The organism is Streptomyces sp. TN58 (assembly GCF_001941845.1).
Taxonomy (GTDB): Bacteria; Actinomycetota; Actinomycetes; order Streptomycetales; family Streptomycetaceae; genus Streptomyces.
The window spans coordinates 653,106-670,093 of the sequence record NZ_CP018870.1 but is presented as its reverse complement, the minus strand read 5'-3'; the positions used below and the strand labels follow the sequence as shown (position 1 = coordinate 670,093).

The following is a 16,988-nucleotide window of genomic DNA, read 5'->3' as shown; positions in this document are numbered from 1 at the left end:
CCCAGGCCGGCCACCGCCGTCCCCGGCTTCCGCGTCGCCCACGGCTTCCGCATGTCCGGTACGCCGACGTGCCGACGGCGCGAGCGCAGACACGCCCGCGCACAGACGAGAGTGCAGACACGAGAGAGGCCGCGCCTTCCGGCGCGGCCCTGAAGTGCGTACGACCGGCCCGGCGGGTCAGGAGCGGACTCCCCCTAGCCGCCGACCCGTGCGACGAGCACGCAGGCGTCGTCCTCCCGTTCCGCCTCGCCGAACTCCTCGACCACCAGCCGTACGCAGTCCTGCGCCGACCGCGCCGCCGACAAGCGCGGCGCGAGTGCCAGCAGCCGCTCGGTCCCGTCCGCCCGGCTGAACTCGATGCTGCGCGGCGTCAGGCCGTCCGTGTGCAGAACCAGCAGGTCGCCGACTTCGAGCCGTTCCTCGGCCTGCCCGTACGTGGCCCCGGAGGTCGCGCCCAGCAGGATGCCCTCCGGCGGTGCCAGGGCGCGCCCCGATCCGCGGCGGAAGAGCAGGGGGGCGGGGTGGCCCGCCTGGGCCCAGGTGAGCACCCGGCGGGCGGGGTCGTAACTGCAGCACACGGCCGAGCCGAGGGCGGGCTGGACGGAGGTCTCCAGGAGCTGGTTGAGCCAGCCCATCAGCGGCCCCGGTGCGATACCGGCCATGGCCATGCCGCGCAGGGCGCCCAGCATCATCGCCATTCCGGACGTGGCGGTCACGCCGTGCCCGGTCAGATCACCGACCGTCAGCATCGATGAGCCGTCCGGGAGTTCGAGCGCGTCGTACCAGTCCCCGCCGACCAGTGCGCTGGTCGCGGAAGGCAGGTAGTGCGCGGCCACGTCCAGCGAGCCGGCGTCGCTGTGCGGGAACCGCAGGGAGCCGCGCCACGGGGGGAGTACGGCTTCCTGCAGCTCGACCGCCAGCCGGTGTTCGGTCTGCGCGATCTCCCGCTGACGCTGCAGCGAGTCACGGGACTCCCGCACCGCACGCTGGCTGCGGCGCAGTTCACTCACGTCCCGCAGCACGGCCCACATGGAGGCCGTGCAGCCGTCGGAGTCGAGCACCGGCTCGCCCCTCATGTGCAGCGTCCGGACCCGGCCGTCGGCCCGCACGATGCGGAACTCCCCGTCGATGGGCTTGCCGTCCACGAGGCAGGCCGTGACCCATGCGGTGAGCAGCGGCTGGTCCTCGGAGAAGAGGGTGGAGCCCAGTTCGTCGAGGGGGAGCGCACCCGCCTCGGGGGACCGGCCGAAGATCTGGAACAGCTCGTCGGACCAACTGACCTCGTCGGTCAGCAGGTTCCACTCGGCGCTGCCGACCCGCGTCTGGGCCTCGGGCGCGGCTTCGGGAGCCGCCTGCTGCGGGAACGCTCCTGCGTCGGGGACCGGAGGCAGTCCCTCCTTGAGCTGGCCGAGGTGCTCGCGCAGGTCGTCGAGGTGGTGCACGGCGAGGTCGCACAGGGCGCGCTGCCAGCGGCCCTGGGCGTCGTCGTCGTCCACGACGGTGTCGCGGCGGACGGCGTCCACGTCTCCCCGGAGGCGCCGGGTCTGCGAGATCAGTGCGTCCACCGACCCCGGCTCGGGCGGCTGCGCGGGACGGTCCGCGAACAGGTGGGACGGCATGAGAACTCCGATACAGGCGCGGCACGGCCAAGTCTGAAGGAAGGACCGGTAACGACTGTTGCACAGGCAGCGACAGTGTGTAAGGCGTTTGGCAACATCCGCTACGTTCTTGCTCATGGCATATGCCTGAGGCCTTACGGGCCCGCTGTCGTGTGCGAACGAAACCGGTCAGCGCGCTGTGGTGCCGTGATGCGCGGGCCCGCCGGTGGGGCGGGGAGGCATGTCGGCGACCGGTGACCGGAATTGGGCCATCCGCCCACCACGGCTCGATCGGATGCCCGATGTGTACGAGCCCCTCCGCCCGTCCGCGCCCGTGCGGGGGCCTGGTTGACGGCCCGCCCGGCGATACCCCCGAACGGAGGACCCCGTACCCGGTACGGCGGCGTGATCGGGCCTTCACAGCAGGCGCCCCGGCCGCTACCCGCGCGCCGGCGAAACGCCGGAGGGCCCGCTCCGGCGGGTCCGGGACACGAGCGGCGGATCCCGGTGCCTCCCCCGTATCCGTACTCATGGCGCCGGGATCCGTCCGCTCGTCGACCAATCTAGGCGGGCGCGCCGCCGTCCGCAGGGTTCGCTGTGCCCAGTGAGCGGCCGAGACCGGTATCACAGCGCACAGTGTGCGGCGGGTGGTTGAATGCGCCGGTGTCACGGTCCGACGACGTTCTCAAGGCCCACCGGCTCGCCCACACCGGGGGGTCGGCCGCGCTGCTGGGGTGGCTCGCCGCCCGCCTCGGCGGCTGGACCGGCGTGGTGCGCGCGGGAGACCCCGGCGCTGCCGGGGCCGACCGCGGGCAGGCCGGGGACGTGCCCGAGGCCGCCGTCCGCGGCGCCGCCGAGATGAAGGCCCGCGGTGTACGGTCCGCCGTACTGCGCGGCGACGGGTCCGCCACCCTGCTGTTCGCGCTGGACGCGGGCCGGGCCCCGGACACGGGGCGCGCACTGGCCGCCGTACTGCCGCTGCCGCACCCGCCCGAGGCGCCCGCGCTGCTGGCGGACGCCGCCGTACCGCTGGCCCTGGTGCTGTGTGCCGAGGAGGCCCGACGGCGGGAGGAGCGGGCGGCGGTCGCCGAGGCGCGCGCCCGCGAGGCCGTGCTCCACCTGCTGATGAACGACCGGCTCTCCACCGCCCACCAGATCGCCGAGGCGCTGCGGCCCCCGCTGCCCGACCCGATGCGGATGTACGTCGCCGAGTGCCGCTCCGGCCGACGGGCGGAAGTGGCCCGGCTGTGCCAGGAGTTGACCGGCGGACGGGCCTGGGTCGTGCGCTGCCCGGTCTATGTGCGCCACCTCATCATCCTGGTCCCGGCCGACGCGCAACCGGCGTCCGCCGATCACGACCCCCTGGCCGGGGCGCTGACGGCGACCGACCCGGACTGCGCGGTCGGGGTCAGTGGCGAACTGGCCCTGGGGCAGGCCCCCGCCGCCTACACCCAGGCCTTCCACGCCCTGGCCGTGGCCCGCGGACACGCCGAACGGCACGCCCGGTTCGGCCCCGGCCCGGAGCTGGCGCTCGCGGCTCACGAGGCCGGGGCCGACTGGGCCGGAGCCCTGCTCGCGCCCCTCCACTCGTACGTGGCCCGCCGCCCCCAGGACCCCGGCGGGCGGGAACTGCGAGCCACCGCCCACGCCTGGCTGGACTTCGGGCCGCACGCCACCCGGCTGCTGAAGGTCCACCGCAACACCCTGGCCGCGAGGGTCCGGCTGGTCGAGACGCTGCTCGGGCTGGACCTCGGCCGCCTCGGCGACCAGGCGGCGCTCTCCCTGGCGCTCCGGCTGGCCCCGGCGGAGGGGTGGGGGAGCGCCGCCGCCCCGGCTGCCTCCCCGGCTGCCGCCCCCGGCCTGGACGCGGTCCTGCGCGACCCGCGGCTGGCCGAGTGGGCCAGGGCCCACCTGAGCCGACTGACCGGTCCGGACGCCCCGGCCGGCGCCCGGAGCACGGTCGGCGCCTGGCTGGCGCACGATGCCCGCCTCGTGCCGGCCGCCGCCGCCCTCGGGGTCTCCGTCCCCGGCGTCCGCAAGCGGCTGGCCCGGATCGAAACCCTGCTGGAGCGTTCGCTGCTGCAGTCCCCAAGCGCCCGCTACGACCTGTGGCTGGCGCACCGGGCCGAAGAGCTCGCCGGGTGACACAAGCCCGGAAAGGGATGTTCGCCGAAAGAAATGCGCGAACATGCACGATCATGCGCAAATGAGGCGTATCCATGCGAAGCGGGTGCTCGTCGGTGAACCCCTCGACACCGCGCGGCTCGGCGAGACCCTGCTCCCCAAGCGGCTCGCCCTGCCGATCTTCTGCAGCGACCCTCTCTCCTCGGTCGCCTACGCCACCGAGGAGATCCTGCTGGTCCTCGCCCTCGGCGGCGTCGCACTGCTCCACCTGACCTGGTACGCGGCCGCCGCCATCGCCGTCCTGCTCGTCGTCGTCATCGCCTCCTACCGCCAGACCTGCCACGCCTACCCCGGCGGAGGCGGCGCGTACGTCGTCAGCGCCGAGAACCTCGGGCAGACCGCGGCCCTCACCGCCGCCGGCGCCCTGCTCGTCGACTACGTGATGACCGTCGCCGTCTCCGTCGTCTCCGGGGTCTCCGCCATCACCTCGGCCGTCCCCGCCCTCGACGACCACGAAGTGGCCATGTCCGTCGCCTTCGTGGCGCTGCTCACCGTCATGAACCTGCGCGGCGTCAGGGAGTCCGGCCGCCTCTTCGCCATCCCCACCTACGGCTTCGTCCTCGTCGTCTACCTCATGTTCGCCGTCGCCGCCGTACGGCTCGGCACCGGCCAGACCATCCGCGCCGAGTCCGCCGACCTGCCGATCATCGCGACCGGCACCTACACCGGACTCGCCCTGGTGCTCCTCGCGATGCGCGCCTTCGCCTCCGGCTGCACCGCCCTCACGGGCGTCGAGGCGATCAGCAACGGCGTCCCCGCCTTCCGCAAGCCCAAGGCCAGGAACGCGGCCACCACACTCGCCGCCATGGGCTTCCTCTCGGTGACGATGTTCGCCGGCGTCACCGCGCTGGCCATGACCTACGAGGTGCACGTCGCGGCCGACCCCACCGAACTGGGCCTGCCCCCCGGCACCGCCACGTCCACCGCCCTCGCCCAGATCGGCCGGGCCACCTTCGGCAGCTGGCACTTCCTCTTCTACCTGCTCCAGGCCGTCACCGCCGGGGTGCTGATCCTCGCCGCGAACACCGCCTTCAACGGCTTCCCGACGCTCGCCTCGATCCTGGCCCGGGACCGGTACGCGCCCCGCCAGCTCCACAACCGCGGCGACCGGCTCGTCTACTCCAACGGCGTCGTGCTCCTCGCGCTCGCCGCCGTCGCCCTCATCGTCGCCTTCGACGCCGAACTGACCCGCCTCATCCAGCTCTACATCATCGGCGTGTTCGTCTCCTTCACCCTCTCCCAGTCGGGCATGGTCCGGCACTGGAGGAAAGCGCTCGCCTCACCCGCCACCCCGCGCGAGGAGCGCCGCCACATCCACCGCAGGCTCGCCGTCAACGCGCTCGGCGCCACCCTGACCGCGCTGGTCCTCGTCATCGTCCTCGTCACCAAGTTCACGCACGGGGCCTGGCTGGTCGTCATCGCCATGCCCCTGCTGTTCCTCGGCATGAAGGGTGTGCGCCGCCACTACGACCGGGTCGCCGTGCAGGTCGGCGTCGCCCCCGGGGCCAGGCCACGCAGACCGGCCCGCCACCACGTGCTCGTCCTGGTCGCCGCCGTGCACGCCCCGACGCTCAAGGCCATCGGCTACGCGCAGGCGCTGCGCCCCGACACCCTGACGGCGGTGACCGTCGCCGCCGACGAGGCGGAGGCGGCGCGGCTGCGCCAGGCGTGGGACGAACACGACCCGGGCCTCCCCCTGAAGATCATCCACTCGCCCTACCGCGAGGTCGTCGGCCCGATCATGGAACACGTGCAGGAGCTGGCCGCCGAACCGGCGACGGACATGCTGTCCGTGGTCATCCCGGAGTACGTCGTGGGGCACTGGTGGGAGCAGCCCCTGCACAACCAGAACGCCCTCCGGCTCAAGGCGCGCCTGCTGTTCACCCCGGGGGTCGCGGTGATCGACGTACCGTACCTGCTGGAGTCGGCGCAGGCCGCCGCGGCCCCGGGAAGCCCGGGGACCGACCGCGCATGACCGCGCACTGACCGCGGAATGACCGGGCTTCGCCCGCGGACCGCCTCGCCGGGTCCGGTGATCTTATGCTCGGGTTTACGCGCGTCCGCTGGTTTTGCGGGCGGTGAGCGACTTTGATGGGTCTGCCACGCCTCGTACCGGAGCAGGGGGACCATTCATGGGAACCGACCGCATCCAGAAGGACAGCACACCCACCCTGATCGGTTCCGTGCAGCGCGCGCTGCGGCTCGTGGAAGCGATGTACGCGGAAGGCGGGGCGACCGCCAAACGGCTCTCGCGGGTCACGGGGATCCCGCTGCCCACCGTCTACCACCTGCTGCGTACCCTCAGCCACGAGGGCTACGTCGAGCGGGAGGGCGGGTCGTTCCGTCTCGCGGACGATCTTCCGCTGGCTTCGTGATCAGATTCCGACGCGTTCCGGCCAAGCTCTTACACCCCGAATGGCATGTTCCAGCGGAAAATGCCAGAACGCCCTTTCGCCCTGCGGAACTTGAGTAAGTTCCCTCCTGTCGCGCCGCACAACCGTGCACACCGCACGTCCGGCCGGGAGGGGAGCCCGCGTGCCCGGGATCGACGAATGCCTGCTCGAAGCCATGGCCCTGCCTGGTGCGCGGGGGGCCGCGCTGGTCGACTGGAGCAGCGGGCTGGCTCTCGGCACCATCGGGGAATCCCCCGTGGGGGACCACGAGACCACCGCCGCCGAGACCGCCGAGCTGGCCCGCGCGGCCGCCGAGTACGAGTCCTTCGCCCGCGCGGACGCGGGTCCCGGTGGCGGGGCGGGCCCCGCCGGCCCCGCTGTCGAGGACCTGATCGTCACGACCCGAGGCGGCTTCCACCTCCTGCGGTTCGTCGAGACGAGCTTCGACAGCAGTGTGTTCCTCCACGTCTGGCTCGACCGGGCGGACGGGAACCTCGCCTTCGCCCGCATCAGACTCAGGGCCCTCGCCGAGGGGCTGGTGCTCAGATGACCGTCCCGGCAACGGCCGCCCCGAACGCCCTCGCGGCCGTCTCCCCCCTCCTGGCCCGGCTCGCCGCGGAGCGGGCCACCGGCGCCCTGCTCCGCGACCGGGGCACCCTCTTCCTGGAAGACGGACGAATAGTCCACGCGGAGAGCCCCGCCACCCCCGGCCTCGACGTCCTCCTCACGGCCGGCGGCGGCCTCGCTCCCGAGAGGTGGCGCGAGGCGGTGGACCGGGCCGGGGCCCGCCGACAGGTCGCCCGCTTCCTCGTGGACAGCGGCGGGCTCGCCGGCGGAGAGCTGGAGATATGCCACCTCGCAGCCATCTTCGACGCCGCCTTCTTCGCACTGTCCCCGGGCAGCGGACCCTCCCGCTTCCGCCGCGGGGCCACCCACTGGATCGGCTCGGTCCGCTCCGTCGCCGCCGCCGCCGTCGAACGCGAGACGCGGCGCCGACGCGAACTGCTCGACGCGGTCTGGCCGTACCCGCTGCTCGACACCGCCCCCGTGGTGCCCCGCGCGGCCGCGCCGGGCCAGACGGTCACCGCCCGCCAGCGGATGCTGCTGGACCGGGCCGACGGCATACGCACCCCCGCGGACCTGGCCTGGACACTGGGCAGGCCCGCCTTCCACACCCTGCTCGACGTACGCCGCCTCGCGGCCGCCGGACTGGTCGAGACGCCGCACAGCCCGGCCCCTCCGCCGGTCGAGGTGGCCCTGCCCGACTGGATGACCCAGGCCCAATCCCCGGACGTGGCGCTGCTCCGCCGGTTACGCGACGCACTGGAGGCAAGCCTGTGAGGCTCCCGCTGCGACCGGCCTTGCGTGCCGACCGCTCCGAGCGTAGGCAGCCCGAAAGGAGAAAGGACATGAGTACGGTGCCCCCCGAGACGGAGGCCGAGATACTCGCCGAGCTCCGCAGGCTGCGGGCCCGCCTGCCCCAGCTCACCGGCGCCCTCGCCGCGAGCGCCGACGGCTTCGTCCTCGCCCAGGACAGCGCCGCTGCCGAGGCCGAGGCGGTCGCCGCCCTGACCGCCGCCGCCCTCGGCGTGGCCCAGCGGCTCAGCGACAGCACCGGCCAGGGCGCGTTCCGCGAACTGCTCGTGCGGGGCGCCGACGGATACGTCGCGACCTACGCCGCGGGCACGGCTGCCGTCCTCACCCTCACCGCCGAGCCACGGGTCAACGTCGGGCGCCTCCATCTGGAGGCCCGCCGCTCCAGCCTGCGCATAGCCGAACTCATCGAACACACCCTCGCGCGCCGGGGCTCCGGCTCAGCGCCCGCCTGATCCGCGAACGGGACCGGCCGCGGAGGCGGTCCCGCCGCTTTCAGGACAACCACAGTCCGTCACTGCACATCAGCATCGAGCTACATCCAACGGAAAGGGAACCTCTCATGGTCAACGTGGAGACCGCGCTCAAGGAAGCCACCACCGTCATCGAGGGCGCGCTGGGCGCGGCCCTGGTGGACTACGGCAGCGGCATGGCCCTCGGCACCATCGGCGGCGGCAAGGACCTCGACCTCGCGGTCGCGGCCGCCGGCAACACGGACGTGGTGCGTGCCAAGGTCCGCACGATGGAGCTCCTCGGCCTCCAGGACGAGATCGAGGACATCCTGATCACCCTCGGCAGCCAGTACCACCTCATCCGGCTCATGAAGGGCCGGGGCTCCGTGGGGTTCTTCCTCTATCTGGCCCTCGACAAGAAGCGGGCCAACCTCGCCATGGCCCGCCATCAGCTGAAGAAGATCGAAGCCGAACTGGAGATCTGAGCGGGGTCGCCGGTGGGGACGGATCGCGTCCCATCCACAGCGTCGAAGTGGCGGACGGCTGAATTCTTTGCCGTCCGCCCCGGCGATCAGCGCCCTATGCCCGATATGGCTGGAGTTTATAGCTCTGTTACAGAGTAAGATGCTGTGAGCTGATCATCGAAAAAGCAAAAACGCTGGAGAAACCGCCACCCATGCCCCCGCGCCTGAGCATCGTCGTCCCCGTCTACAACGTCGAGCTCTACCTCGACGAGTGCCTGGAATCCATCGCCGCTCAGACCTTCGGCGACTTCGAGGCCATCCTCGTGGACGACGGCTCCACGGACACCAGCGCCGTCATAGCCAAAGCCTTCGCGGCGCGTGACAAGCGCTTCCGGGTCGTCATGCAGGAGAACGCCGGCCTCGGCGCCGCCCGCAACGCCGGCGCCCGCCACATCCACCCGGACAGTGAGTACCTGGCCTTCGTCGACAGTGACGACACCATGCCGGACTACGCCTACCAGCGGCTGATCGAAGCCCTGGACGAGACGGGCTCCGACTTCGCCGGAGGCAACGTCAAGCGCTTCCGCTCGGTCGGCATGAACCAGTCGTGGGGCCACCGGGCCGCCTTCTCCAAGACCCAGCTGAAGACCCACATCTCCAAGTTCCCGGCGCTGGTCACCGACCGGACCGCCTGGAACAAGGTCTACCGGCGCACCTTCTGGGACGAGCACGGCTTCCAGTACCCGGAGGGCATCCTCTACGAGGACGCGCCCGTCAGCATCCCCGCGCACTACTTCGCCTCCAGCGTCGACATCCTCAGCGACTGCGTCTACCACTGGCGCGTCCGCGAGACGGGAGAGCGCTCCATCACCCAGCGCTCCACCGACCCGGTCTCCCTCATCGACCGCGTGAAGTCCGTCCGCCTGGTCCGCGAGTCCCTCAAGGCCAAGCAGGGCCCCAAGTACGCGCGCTACCTGCGGGACTACGACTACAACGTGCTGAGCGAGGAACTCCCGCTCATCTACAAGTACGTCGCCGAGGGCGGCCCCGACTTCCGCGCCGCCTTCGTCAAGGAGGTCGGCGGCCTCGTCCGCGAGATCGGCACCGGCCCCTGGCCCGACCTGACCGTCGCGGACCGCCTCAAGGCCTACCTCGCCGGCGAGGGCCGCGTCGAGGACTTCATCGCGCTCCTGAACCACCAGCGCGACTACCACTACAGCGTGCCGGTCAAGGGCCTCGCCCGCCCGCAGGCCGACTACCCCTTCCTGCAGGGCCGCCCGCCCGTCCCCGCCAAGATCCTCACCCTCGGCACGCGCGAGCGCCGCGTCGTCAGCCGCCTGGAGCAGGCCGCCTGGTCCGACGGCAAGCTGCTGCTGCGCGGCTACGCCCTGCCCGGCCACCTCGGCGCGGAGAGCCGGCTCGGCTCCCGCAAGATGCTGATCTTCCGCGAGGGAGGCAAGCGCCGCCGCTCCGTCGTCAGCACCCGTACGGTCGCCTCCCCGATGGCCACCGTGAAGTCCCCGCACCTCGCGCTGCGGCACGCCGACTGGGCCGGCTTCACCGCCGTCGTCGACCCCTCGATCTTCCAGTCGGGCGGCAAGTGGAACGACGGCATATGGACCACGTCCATCGCCGTCACCGGCGCCGGCGGCCTGCACCGCGCCCGCCTCCGCGGCGGTGAGCACGACACCGGCCAGAACCCGCCCCCCTTCTGGGTCGCCCCCGACGTCCGGATCATCCCGGCCGTCTCCGGCGCCCTCACCATCCAGGTCGAGGTCGCCCGCGCCCGCGCCCTGGACGCCCGGCCCGCGGGCGACGACGCCGTCGAGATCGCCGGCGAGCTCTCCGCCGGAGTCGAGGCCGTCCGCCTCAAGGCCGTCCACGTCTCCACCGGCACCACCGCCGACTTCCCGCTGGAGACGGGCACCGCCGCCGCCGGCCGCACGCCCTTCACCGCCCGCGTCGCGCTGGCCGACCTGGCCGCCGTCCCGGACGCCGAGTGCGAGCCCGGCGAATGGACCCCCGAGCCGTGGAGCCTCTCGGTGATCGGCTCCGACGGCACCGAGCACCGCCTGGCCCACGACGAACGCGCCGGCTTCAACGGCCTCGTCCTGCCCCTGCCCGGCCCGACCGCCGGCCGCGCCCTGTTCGTCAAGCGCGGCAACACCGGCCACCTCACCCTCTCCGTGCAGCCCTCCCCGCCGCTCGTGGACGCCGTCGAGGTCGAGGACGGCGCCCTGACCCTGCGGGGCCGGTTCGCCGCGCCGACCGACGAGCCCTACGAGCTCGTCCTGCACAACGCGCACGGCATGGAGTTCAGCTACCCGGTCACCCGCGACGGCGACGGCTTCGAGACCACCTTCAAGCCCGTGCTCCCCGAGCCGTTCGCGGGCCGCACCACGCTTCCCGAGGGCCGCTGGTGGCCCACCCTGCGGCCGGCCGCCCAGGGCGGCACCACCGCGGGCCTGCTCGGCGTGGACCGCGGGGCCCCGGTCCAGATGTCCCCCGGTCTCCTCTTCGCCGGCCCGCACCCCCTCACCGTGCAAGGCCGCCGGATGCGGATCGAGACCCGCTTCCACGACCGCATGGCGCTTGTCGCCGACCCGCTGCTGAGCCCGCACGACCGCTCCCGCTACGCCCAGCGCGTCGCCCGGTTCGAGACGTACCCGGCGCAGCGGGCCCTGCCGGTCAAGGACATCGTCGTCTACGACACCTTCCAGGGGCAGGGCGCCGGTGACGCACCCCGCGCCATCCACGAGGAACTGCTGCGCCGCGGCGAGAAGCTGGAGCACATCTGGCTGGTCCGCGACGGGCGTACCGAGGTCCCCGCGACCGCCCGCGCCGTGCAGCACGGCAGCGTGGAGTCCTGGGAGGTCCTCGCCCGCGCCCGCTACTTCGTGACCAACGACAGCGTGCCGGCACTGTTCCAGCGCCGCCCCGGCCAGGTCGTCGTCCAGACCTGGCACGGTACGCCGATCAAGCAGATCGGCCACGACTTCGTGCACGACTACTACACGAGCCCGGAGATCCTGGAAGGCCTCGCGCACGACAGCGCCCAGTGGACCCTGCTCGCCTCCCCGAGCTCCTACGCGACGCCGCTGCTCAAGCGCGCCCTCGGCTACGAGGGCGAGGTCATCGAGGCCGGCAGCCCGCGCACCGACGCGCTGGTGCGGCCCGACGCGAAGCGGATCGCCGAGGTCAGGCGCCGGCTCGGCCTGCCCGAGGGCAAGAAGGTCGTCCTCTACATGCCCACCTGGCGTGAGAACTGCGAGGGCTGGTCGGGTGGCTACAAGCTCGACCTGCGGATCGACCTGGACCGGGCCCGCCGCGAACTGGGTGAGGACCACGTCCTGCTGGTCCGCGGCCACCACCACGTCACCGAGCAGGTCCGCGAGGGTGTCCGCGACGGTTTCGTCGTCGACGTGTCCCGCTGGCCCGACGCCGCCGACCTGCTCCTCGTCGCCGACGTGCTGATCTCGGACTACTCCTCCGCGATCTTCGACTTCGCCCTCACCGACCGGCCGATCCTGCTCTTCACGTACGACCTGGAGCACTACCGCGACACGCTGCGGGGCTTCAACTTCGACCTGGAGGAGAAGGCGCCCGGCCCGCTGCTGGCCGACTCGGAGAGCCTGATCGAGGCCGTGCGCACCGCGGACGCGGTCGGAGCCGAGTACGCGGCGGCGCGGGCGGCGTTCCGCGAGGAGTTCTGCGACCTGGACCAGGGCGACGCCGCCGAGCGGGTCGTCGACCGGATGCTCGCCCAGGGCGCGGAGCCCGCGAAGTAGGCCGTACGGTCGAAATCCAGGCCGAATGACGACCGGCCCCGGGCCCACCGATGAGTTTCGGGCCCGGGGCCGGTCTCTATGTGTGGAAGCGGTATCCACCGTCCACGCACCGGCCTGGAGGCAGAGATGAGCGGCAACGGTTTCACCACGTGTCTGTGGTTCGACGGCGACGCGGAAGCGGCGGCCGACTACTACCTGTCCGTCTTCAAGGACGGCAGGATCGGGCGGATCGCGCGCTACACGCAGGCCAACCCCGAGCAGGAGGGCTCGGTCATGACCGTCGAGTTCGAGATCAACGGGCAGCGGTTCGTCGGTCTCAACGGCGGACCGCAGTTCCCCTTCACCGAGGCGATCTCCTTCCAGATCGACTGCGCCGACGAGGCCGAGGCGGACTACTACTACGACGCGCTGACCCGGGACGGCGGCCAGGAGTCCGCCTGCGGCTGGGTCAAGGACAAGTTCGGGGTGTCCTGGCAGGTCGTCCCGCCCGGTGCCGTCGAACTCGTCAGCGACCCGGACCCCGGCCGTGCCGCCCGGGCCATGGCCGCGATGCTGAAGATGAAGAAGCTGGACGTGGCCGAGATGCGCCGCGCCGCCGACGCGGGATAGCGGGTCGGGCGTGGCCGGAGGGGTTTGCCGAAGTGCCGTGACCCGGTGAACCGTCCGGTCACGGCACCGGCTGAGCCCCGTCCGCGGCGATTCGGGCCAGGAGGGCCGGCAGGGCCGTGCCGATCGGTTCGCGGACGACCTCGTCGGCGAGGCTGTCGTACGGCGTCTCCTCCGCGTTCACGATGATCAGCCGAGCACCCGCCTCCGCGGCCATTCCGGCCAGTGAGGCGGCCGGCTGCACCTGCAGCGTCGACCCGACGGCGACGAACACCTGGCACCCCTTGGCCACGGCCATCGCCTGCCCCAGCACCACCGGGTCGAGCCGCTGGCCGAACATCACGGTCGCCGCCTTGAGGATCCCGCCGCACGCCAGACAGGCCGGATCCGGTTCCCCGGCGGCGACCCGGGCCAGCGCGGCGTCCATCTCCGACCGCGCGTGGCACGCCGTGCAGACCACGGACCGGGCGTTTCCGTGCAGCTCGAACACCTTCCGCCCGGGCATCCCGGCCAGCTGGTGCAGTCCGTCGACGTTCTGGGTGATGACCCGGACCGGGGTGCCGCCGCGCTCCAGCTCGGCCACGGCCACGTGTGCGGCGTTCGGCCGCGCTCCGAGCGCGCCGATCTCGGCCCGCATCAGCCAGGACCGCCGCCGGATCTCCGGATCGGCCATGTAGTACTCGTAGGTCACGAGCTTCTCGGCGTCCGGCTCACGGCGCCACAGCCCCTGCGGCCCCCGATAGTCGGGGATTCCGGAATCGGTGGACATCCCGGCCCCACTGAACACTGCGACGAGCGGCTTTCCCATGGGGCGACCCTACGGAGACCGCCGCCCGCGCGCGACCCCATTACCGCGCGCCGACCGCACGGGGGAGGCAGAGGCGTTTCTGCGGTGAATCCCGACCCCCACTGGAGTGAGATCCGGGCCGGGCGTTCCCGGTGGACCGGCCGGGCGGGTACAAACCGGGCATGATGCTGAAGCCCCCCGGCCTTGGTGCCCTGCTGCTGGCCCTTTCCGCCCTGCCGGTCACGGCGCCCGCCCCCGCCCTGGCCGCGCCTGCCGTGGCCACCCCAGCCGTCGCCGCTGTCACCGCGGCCGGAGCGTCCGCGGCCGCCCCCCGAGCACACACCGCGGACCAGATCGGCCGTTTCCTCGCCCGCTTCTACGGGAAGCACGGGCCGTCCGCGCACGACCGGCGCCACCACGTCTCGCAGGTGCTCCTGGAAAGACAGGCGAACACGCAGTCCGACGTCCTGCTCTGCGCGCAGAACGAACCGCTGGACATCGGCATCGGCCCGGTCACCGTCGCCCAGGCGGCCGCGGTCGGCTGGGCCACCGTCACCACCCACTGGGAGGGGGACCGGACCGACACCTTCACCGCGTACGTACGCCTCGACTCCAAGCCGATCCGGATCGACGACGTGATCTGCGCGGGCTGAGCCCGCCCTGCCGCGGCGCTCCGCGCCGGCCTGCGTAAGGTGGCCGCATGCGCACCACGGCCGACGACGCGACCGCCACCGTCTTGTACTGCCGCGACCCGCTGAACGAGCGCCGGGTCGATGCCCACTTCGCCGCGGAGGCACGGCAGTTGCGCGCCGCCGGAGGCAGGGTGCTGCTCGTGGACCACGACGCGCTGCTCGCCGGGGACGCCGAGGGGGCCCTCGCCCGGGTGCCCGGCGGCGCGGGCCCCGTCTGGTACCGGGGCTGGATGGTGCCCGCCGACCGGTACGGGGCCTTGGACGCCGCCCTGCACCGCCGCGGCGGCAGGCTGGCGGTCACCGCCGAGGAGTACCGCCGGGCGCACGAACTCCCCGGCTGGTACGGGACCTTCGCCGGCCTCACCCCGGCCAGCGCCTGGCTTCCGACGGATCCGGGGCGGACCCCGGATCCGCAGCGGCTCACCGCCCTCGCCGCGGACCTGCCGCCCGGCGCCGCCGTGGTCAAGGACTACGTGAAGTCCCGCAAGCACGAGTGGGACGACGCCTGTTACGTGCCCGACCTCGGCGACGCGGCCGCTCTGCACCGGGTGGTCGACCGGTTCGTCACGCTCCAGGAGGACTTCCTGGCGGGCGGCGTGGTCCTGAGGGCCTTCGAGGACTTCGTCGCGCCGCGGACGCGGGCGGGTGAGCCGGTTGCCGGGGAGGTGCGCGTGTGGTGGCGGGACGCGGAGCCGCGGCTGGTGACCGCCCATCCGGACAGCCCCGTCGCCGACGTGGTGACCCCCGACCTCGGACCGGTCCGCGAGGCCGTCGAAGCACTCGGATGCCCCTTCGTGACCACCGACCTGGCCCTGCGCGCCGACGGCGTCTGGCGCGTCGTCGAAGTGGGCGACGGGCAGGTCAGCGACCTGCACCACGGGGCCGATCTCGACGCGTTCGCCCGGCTTCTGGCGGCCGGTCAGGTACCCCTGCGCGCACCTTCGGGTTCTGGTACAACACCGCTATGACGGGATTCGAGATCACCGGGGCGAGCGCCGCCGACATGGAGATGATCCGCGGCTGGGCCGACGAGGAGGGCTGGAACCCGGGGGACTCGGACCGCTTCGCCTTCGCCGTGGCCGATCCCGGCGGCTTCCTCGTGGGGCGGCTCGACGGGCAACCGGTGGCCTGCATCTCCGCCGTCCGCTATGGAGCCGGCTTCGGTTTCATCGGCTTCTACATCGCCCGCCCCGCCCACCGGGGACGCGGTTACGGCATCAGGCTCTGGCGTGCGGGGATGGAACGGCTCGACGGGCGGCTCGTCGGCCTCGACGGGGTCGTCGAGCAGCAGGACAACTACCGGAAGTCCGGCTTCCGTTCGGCCTGGAACAACGTCCGCCTCGAAGGCGTGCCCCAAGGCGGCGACGCGGACGGCGACACGGACGGAGTCGGAGGCGGGGTCGAGATCGTGGACGCCGCCACGCTGCCCTTCGGCCTGCTCGCCGCCTACGACCGGCGGTTCTTCCCCGCCCCGCGGGACGCCTTCCTCTCCGCCTGGACCGCTCTGCCCGGCCGGACCGCCCTGGCTGCCGTGCGCGACGGCCGGATCGAGGGCCTGGGGGTGATCCGCCCGTGCAGCGCCGCCCACCGGATCGGCCCCCTGTACGCGGCCACTCCCGCCGTGGCGGCGGCCCTGCTGCGGCGGCTGGCGCGGCACGCGTCCGGCGGGCCGGTGGCCGTGGACGTCCCCGACGCGAACCCTGAGGCGACCGCGCTCTTCAAGGGCCTCGGCCTGGTCTCGACCTTCGAGGCGGCCCGGATGTACACCGGCCCCGCCCCGGACCTGCCCATGGCCGAGCTGTTCGGCGTGACCAGCCTCGAACTTGGCTGATGTGCCTGTGAGTTGTGTGGTGGACCGGGCGGCGGTCGCACGGCGTCGCCCGGCCCACCGCTGAAGGGGGTGTCGTCAAGGTTCCGTCTGGGTGGCCGCCCTCACGGGCGGCCGACGCTACTTTGACGACACCCCCCAAGGCCGTGCCGGACACATCCCGCCTGGCGTGCGACGCCCGGCCCTGCGGGCGGACGGCGCTGTTTGCCAGACAGGGCCCAGCAGAATCAGAAGGCGAAGAGCGTGCCCGCGGTGTTTCGCAGGCCGCACGGATTGGCGAAGGTGTACGTGTAGTTGAGCCGGCGGCCCTGCCACACGCCGTCGGCCGTCACCGTCATCGGGTTCCACTCCCTGGTGCAGACGGCGTCGGCGGCGGGCGCCGCGAGCGGGTCGAGCTGCGAGCCGGCCGCGCGTAACTCGCCGCAGGCGGCTTCCGGGTCCGGGTGGGTCCCGCCGGGTCCGGGCGAGCAGACGAGCGTCACCGCCCGCAGCACCGTGCCGGTGTCGGCGTCCGGGCCGGCCGTCACACTGAGCACCAGCGCGGACGGCGCGTACAGGCTCTGCGCACCGGTCGGGGCTGCGCCGGCCGTCCCCGGCCAGGCCAGCGCGGTGAGCGCGGTGAGCGCCATGGCGGCGGAACCGAGTCCGAGACCCCTTGCGATGGACCGCATTTCGAACACTCCCTTGGGTTGGTGTTGCGGATAGCGGACAGAGTCTTGCCGACAGAAGTCGCGAACGCCCGTTCGGGCCGCCCTTTTTCGTCACCGATCGTGTGCGGATGAGTGCAGACCGCAGCGGTGGCGGGGGCGTGACCTGTGCGGC

General features: G+C 72.7%; 15 protein-coding genes. 12 read left to right on the top strand and 3 right to left on the bottom strand.

Translation table 11 applies throughout. The annotated features are described in order from the left end of the window. Nucleotides 1–194: 194 nt before the first annotated feature. Nucleotides 195–1,619, bottom strand: a complete 1,425-nt coding sequence (locus BSL84_RS03180) for a PP2C family protein-serine/threonine phosphatase (protein WP_030030136.1) — start codon at nt 1,617–1,619, stop codon at nt 195–197. Between the two features lie 642 nt (nt 1,620–2,261). On the opposite strand from BSL84_RS03180, the gene BSL84_RS03175 reads away from it, so the two are divergent. The 9 genes from BSL84_RS03175 (at nt 2,262) to BSL84_RS03135 (ending at nt 12,862) form a co-directional block, all read left to right on the top strand. Further along, a complete protein-coding gene (locus tag BSL84_RS03175) occupies nt 2,262–3,743 on the top strand; it encodes a helix-turn-helix domain-containing protein (RefSeq protein WP_075969746.1) in 1,482 nt (493 codons plus the stop codon). Between the two features lie 61 nt (nt 3,744–3,804). After that, on the top strand, nt 3,805–5,757 hold the full coding sequence (locus BSL84_RS03170; RefSeq protein ID WP_045322929.1) for an APC family permease: 1,953 nt from the start codon (nt 3,805–3,807) through the stop codon (nt 5,755–5,757). Nucleotides 5,758–5,914: 157 nt separating this feature from the next. Then, nucleotides 5,915–6,157, top strand: a complete 243-nt coding sequence (locus tag BSL84_RS03165; protein ID WP_030030260.1) for a helix-turn-helix domain-containing protein — start codon at nt 5,915–5,917, stop codon at nt 6,155–6,157. A gap of 160 nt (nt 6,158–6,317) precedes the next feature. Beyond that, nucleotides 6,318–6,725: a hypothetical protein gene (locus BSL84_RS03160; protein ID WP_030030263.1), complete on the top strand. Its 408-nt coding sequence runs from the start codon at nt 6,318–6,320 to the stop codon at nt 6,723–6,725. Beyond that, the gene (locus BSL84_RS03155; RefSeq protein ID WP_045322931.1) at nt 6,722–7,516 is read left to right on the top strand and encodes a hypothetical protein; all 795 of its coding nucleotides are present in this window, start codon (nt 6,722–6,724) and stop codon (nt 7,514–7,516) included. The genes BSL84_RS03160 and BSL84_RS03155 overlap by 4 nt, the downstream gene beginning before the upstream one ends. A gap of 68 nt (nt 7,517–7,584) precedes the next feature. After that, nucleotides 7,585–8,004, top strand: coding sequence for a roadblock/LC7 domain-containing protein (locus BSL84_RS03150; protein ID WP_045322932.1), 420 nt, complete (start codon nt 7,585–7,587; stop codon nt 8,002–8,004). A 107-nt stretch (nt 8,005–8,111) separates the two neighbouring features. Further along, the gene (locus BSL84_RS03145) at nt 8,112–8,486 is read left to right on the top strand and encodes a hypothetical protein (RefSeq protein ID WP_030028402.1); all 375 of its coding nucleotides are present in this window, start codon (nt 8,112–8,114) and stop codon (nt 8,484–8,486) included. A 191-nt stretch (nt 8,487–8,677) separates the two neighbouring features. After that, nucleotides 8,678–12,253: a bifunctional glycosyltransferase/CDP-glycerol:glycerophosphate glycerophosphotransferase gene (locus BSL84_RS03140; RefSeq protein WP_075969744.1), complete on the top strand. Its 3,576-nt coding sequence runs from the start codon at nt 8,678–8,680 to the stop codon at nt 12,251–12,253. Nucleotides 12,254–12,379: 126 nt separating this feature from the next. After that, nucleotides 12,380–12,862, top strand: coding sequence for a VOC family protein (locus tag BSL84_RS03135; RefSeq protein ID WP_030028404.1), 483 nt, complete (start codon nt 12,380–12,382; stop codon nt 12,860–12,862). Between the two features lie 58 nt (nt 12,863–12,920). Here BSL84_RS03135 and BSL84_RS03130 read toward each other — a convergent pair whose 3' ends face one another. After that, a complete protein-coding gene (locus tag BSL84_RS03130; protein WP_045322935.1) occupies nt 12,921–13,667 on the bottom strand; it encodes an SIR2 family NAD-dependent protein deacylase in 747 nt (248 codons plus the stop codon). 161 nt (nt 13,668–13,828) lie between these two features. On the opposite strand from BSL84_RS03130, the gene BSL84_RS03125 reads away from it, so the two are divergent. The 3 genes from BSL84_RS03125 to BSL84_RS03115 are packed head-to-tail and all read left to right on the top strand — an operon-like array spanning nt 13,829 to nt 16,169. Then, complete coding sequence (locus BSL84_RS03125; RefSeq protein ID WP_107484886.1) at nt 13,829–14,299, top strand: hypothetical protein; 471 nt, start codon at nt 13,829–13,831, stop codon at nt 14,297–14,299. Nucleotides 14,300–14,346: 47 nt separating this feature from the next. Then, entirely contained in the window at nt 14,347–15,306 is a 960-nt protein-coding gene (locus BSL84_RS03120; protein WP_075969743.1) for an ATP-grasp domain-containing protein, read from the top strand. Beyond that, nucleotides 15,303–16,169: a GNAT family N-acetyltransferase gene (locus BSL84_RS03115; RefSeq protein WP_075969742.1), complete on the top strand. Its 867-nt coding sequence runs from the start codon at nt 15,303–15,305 to the stop codon at nt 16,167–16,169. Before BSL84_RS03120 ends, BSL84_RS03115 begins: the two co-directional genes overlap by 4 nt. Before the next feature lie 224 nt (nt 16,170–16,393). Here the strand turns inward: BSL84_RS03115 and BSL84_RS03110 are convergent, their stop codons facing one another. Continuing rightward, nucleotides 16,394–16,837, bottom strand: coding sequence for an SSI family serine proteinase inhibitor (locus tag BSL84_RS03110; protein WP_045322938.1), 444 nt, complete (start codon nt 16,835–16,837; stop codon nt 16,394–16,396). Nucleotides 16,838–16,988: the final 151 nt, after the last annotated feature.

Excerpts from the sequence above, each read along its gene's own strand:
- BSL84_RS03180 (WP_030030136.1), bottom strand. The coding sequence starts at position 1,619 with ATGCCGTCCCACCTGTTCGCGGACCGTCCCGCGCAGCCGCCCGAGCCG.
- BSL84_RS03170 (WP_045322929.1), top strand. The coding sequence starts at position 3,805 with ATGAGGCGTATCCATGCGAAGCGGGTGCTCGTCGGTGAACCCCTCGAC.
- BSL84_RS03165 (WP_030030260.1), top strand. The coding sequence starts at position 5,915 with ATGGGAACCGACCGCATCCAGAAGGACAGCACACCCACCCTGATCGGT.
- BSL84_RS03155 (WP_045322931.1), top strand. The coding sequence starts at position 6,722 with ATGACCGTCCCGGCAACGGCCGCCCCGAACGCCCTCGCGGCCGTCTCC.
- BSL84_RS03150 (WP_045322932.1), top strand. The coding sequence starts at position 7,585 with ATGAGTACGGTGCCCCCCGAGACGGAGGCCGAGATACTCGCCGAGCTC.
- BSL84_RS03145 (WP_030028402.1), top strand. The coding sequence starts at position 8,112 with ATGGTCAACGTGGAGACCGCGCTCAAGGAAGCCACCACCGTCATCGAG.
- BSL84_RS03140 (WP_075969744.1), top strand. The coding sequence starts at position 8,678 with ATGCCCCCGCGCCTGAGCATCGTCGTCCCCGTCTACAACGTCGAGCTC.
- BSL84_RS03135 (WP_030028404.1), top strand. The coding sequence starts at position 12,380 with ATGAGCGGCAACGGTTTCACCACGTGTCTGTGGTTCGACGGCGACGCG.
- BSL84_RS03130 (WP_045322935.1), bottom strand. The coding sequence starts at position 13,667 with ATGGGAAAGCCGCTCGTCGCAGTGTTCAGTGGGGCCGGGATGTCCACC.
- BSL84_RS03125 (WP_107484886.1), top strand. The coding sequence starts at position 13,829 with ATGATGCTGAAGCCCCCCGGCCTTGGTGCCCTGCTGCTGGCCCTTTCC.
- BSL84_RS03120 (WP_075969743.1), top strand. The coding sequence starts at position 14,347 with ATGCGCACCACGGCCGACGACGCGACCGCCACCGTCTTGTACTGCCGC.
- BSL84_RS03115 (WP_075969742.1), top strand. The coding sequence starts at position 15,303 with ATGACGGGATTCGAGATCACCGGGGCGAGCGCCGCCGACATGGAGATG.
- BSL84_RS03110 (WP_045322938.1), bottom strand. The coding sequence starts at position 16,837 with ATGCGGTCCATCGCAAGGGGTCTCGGACTCGGTTCCGCCGCCATGGCG.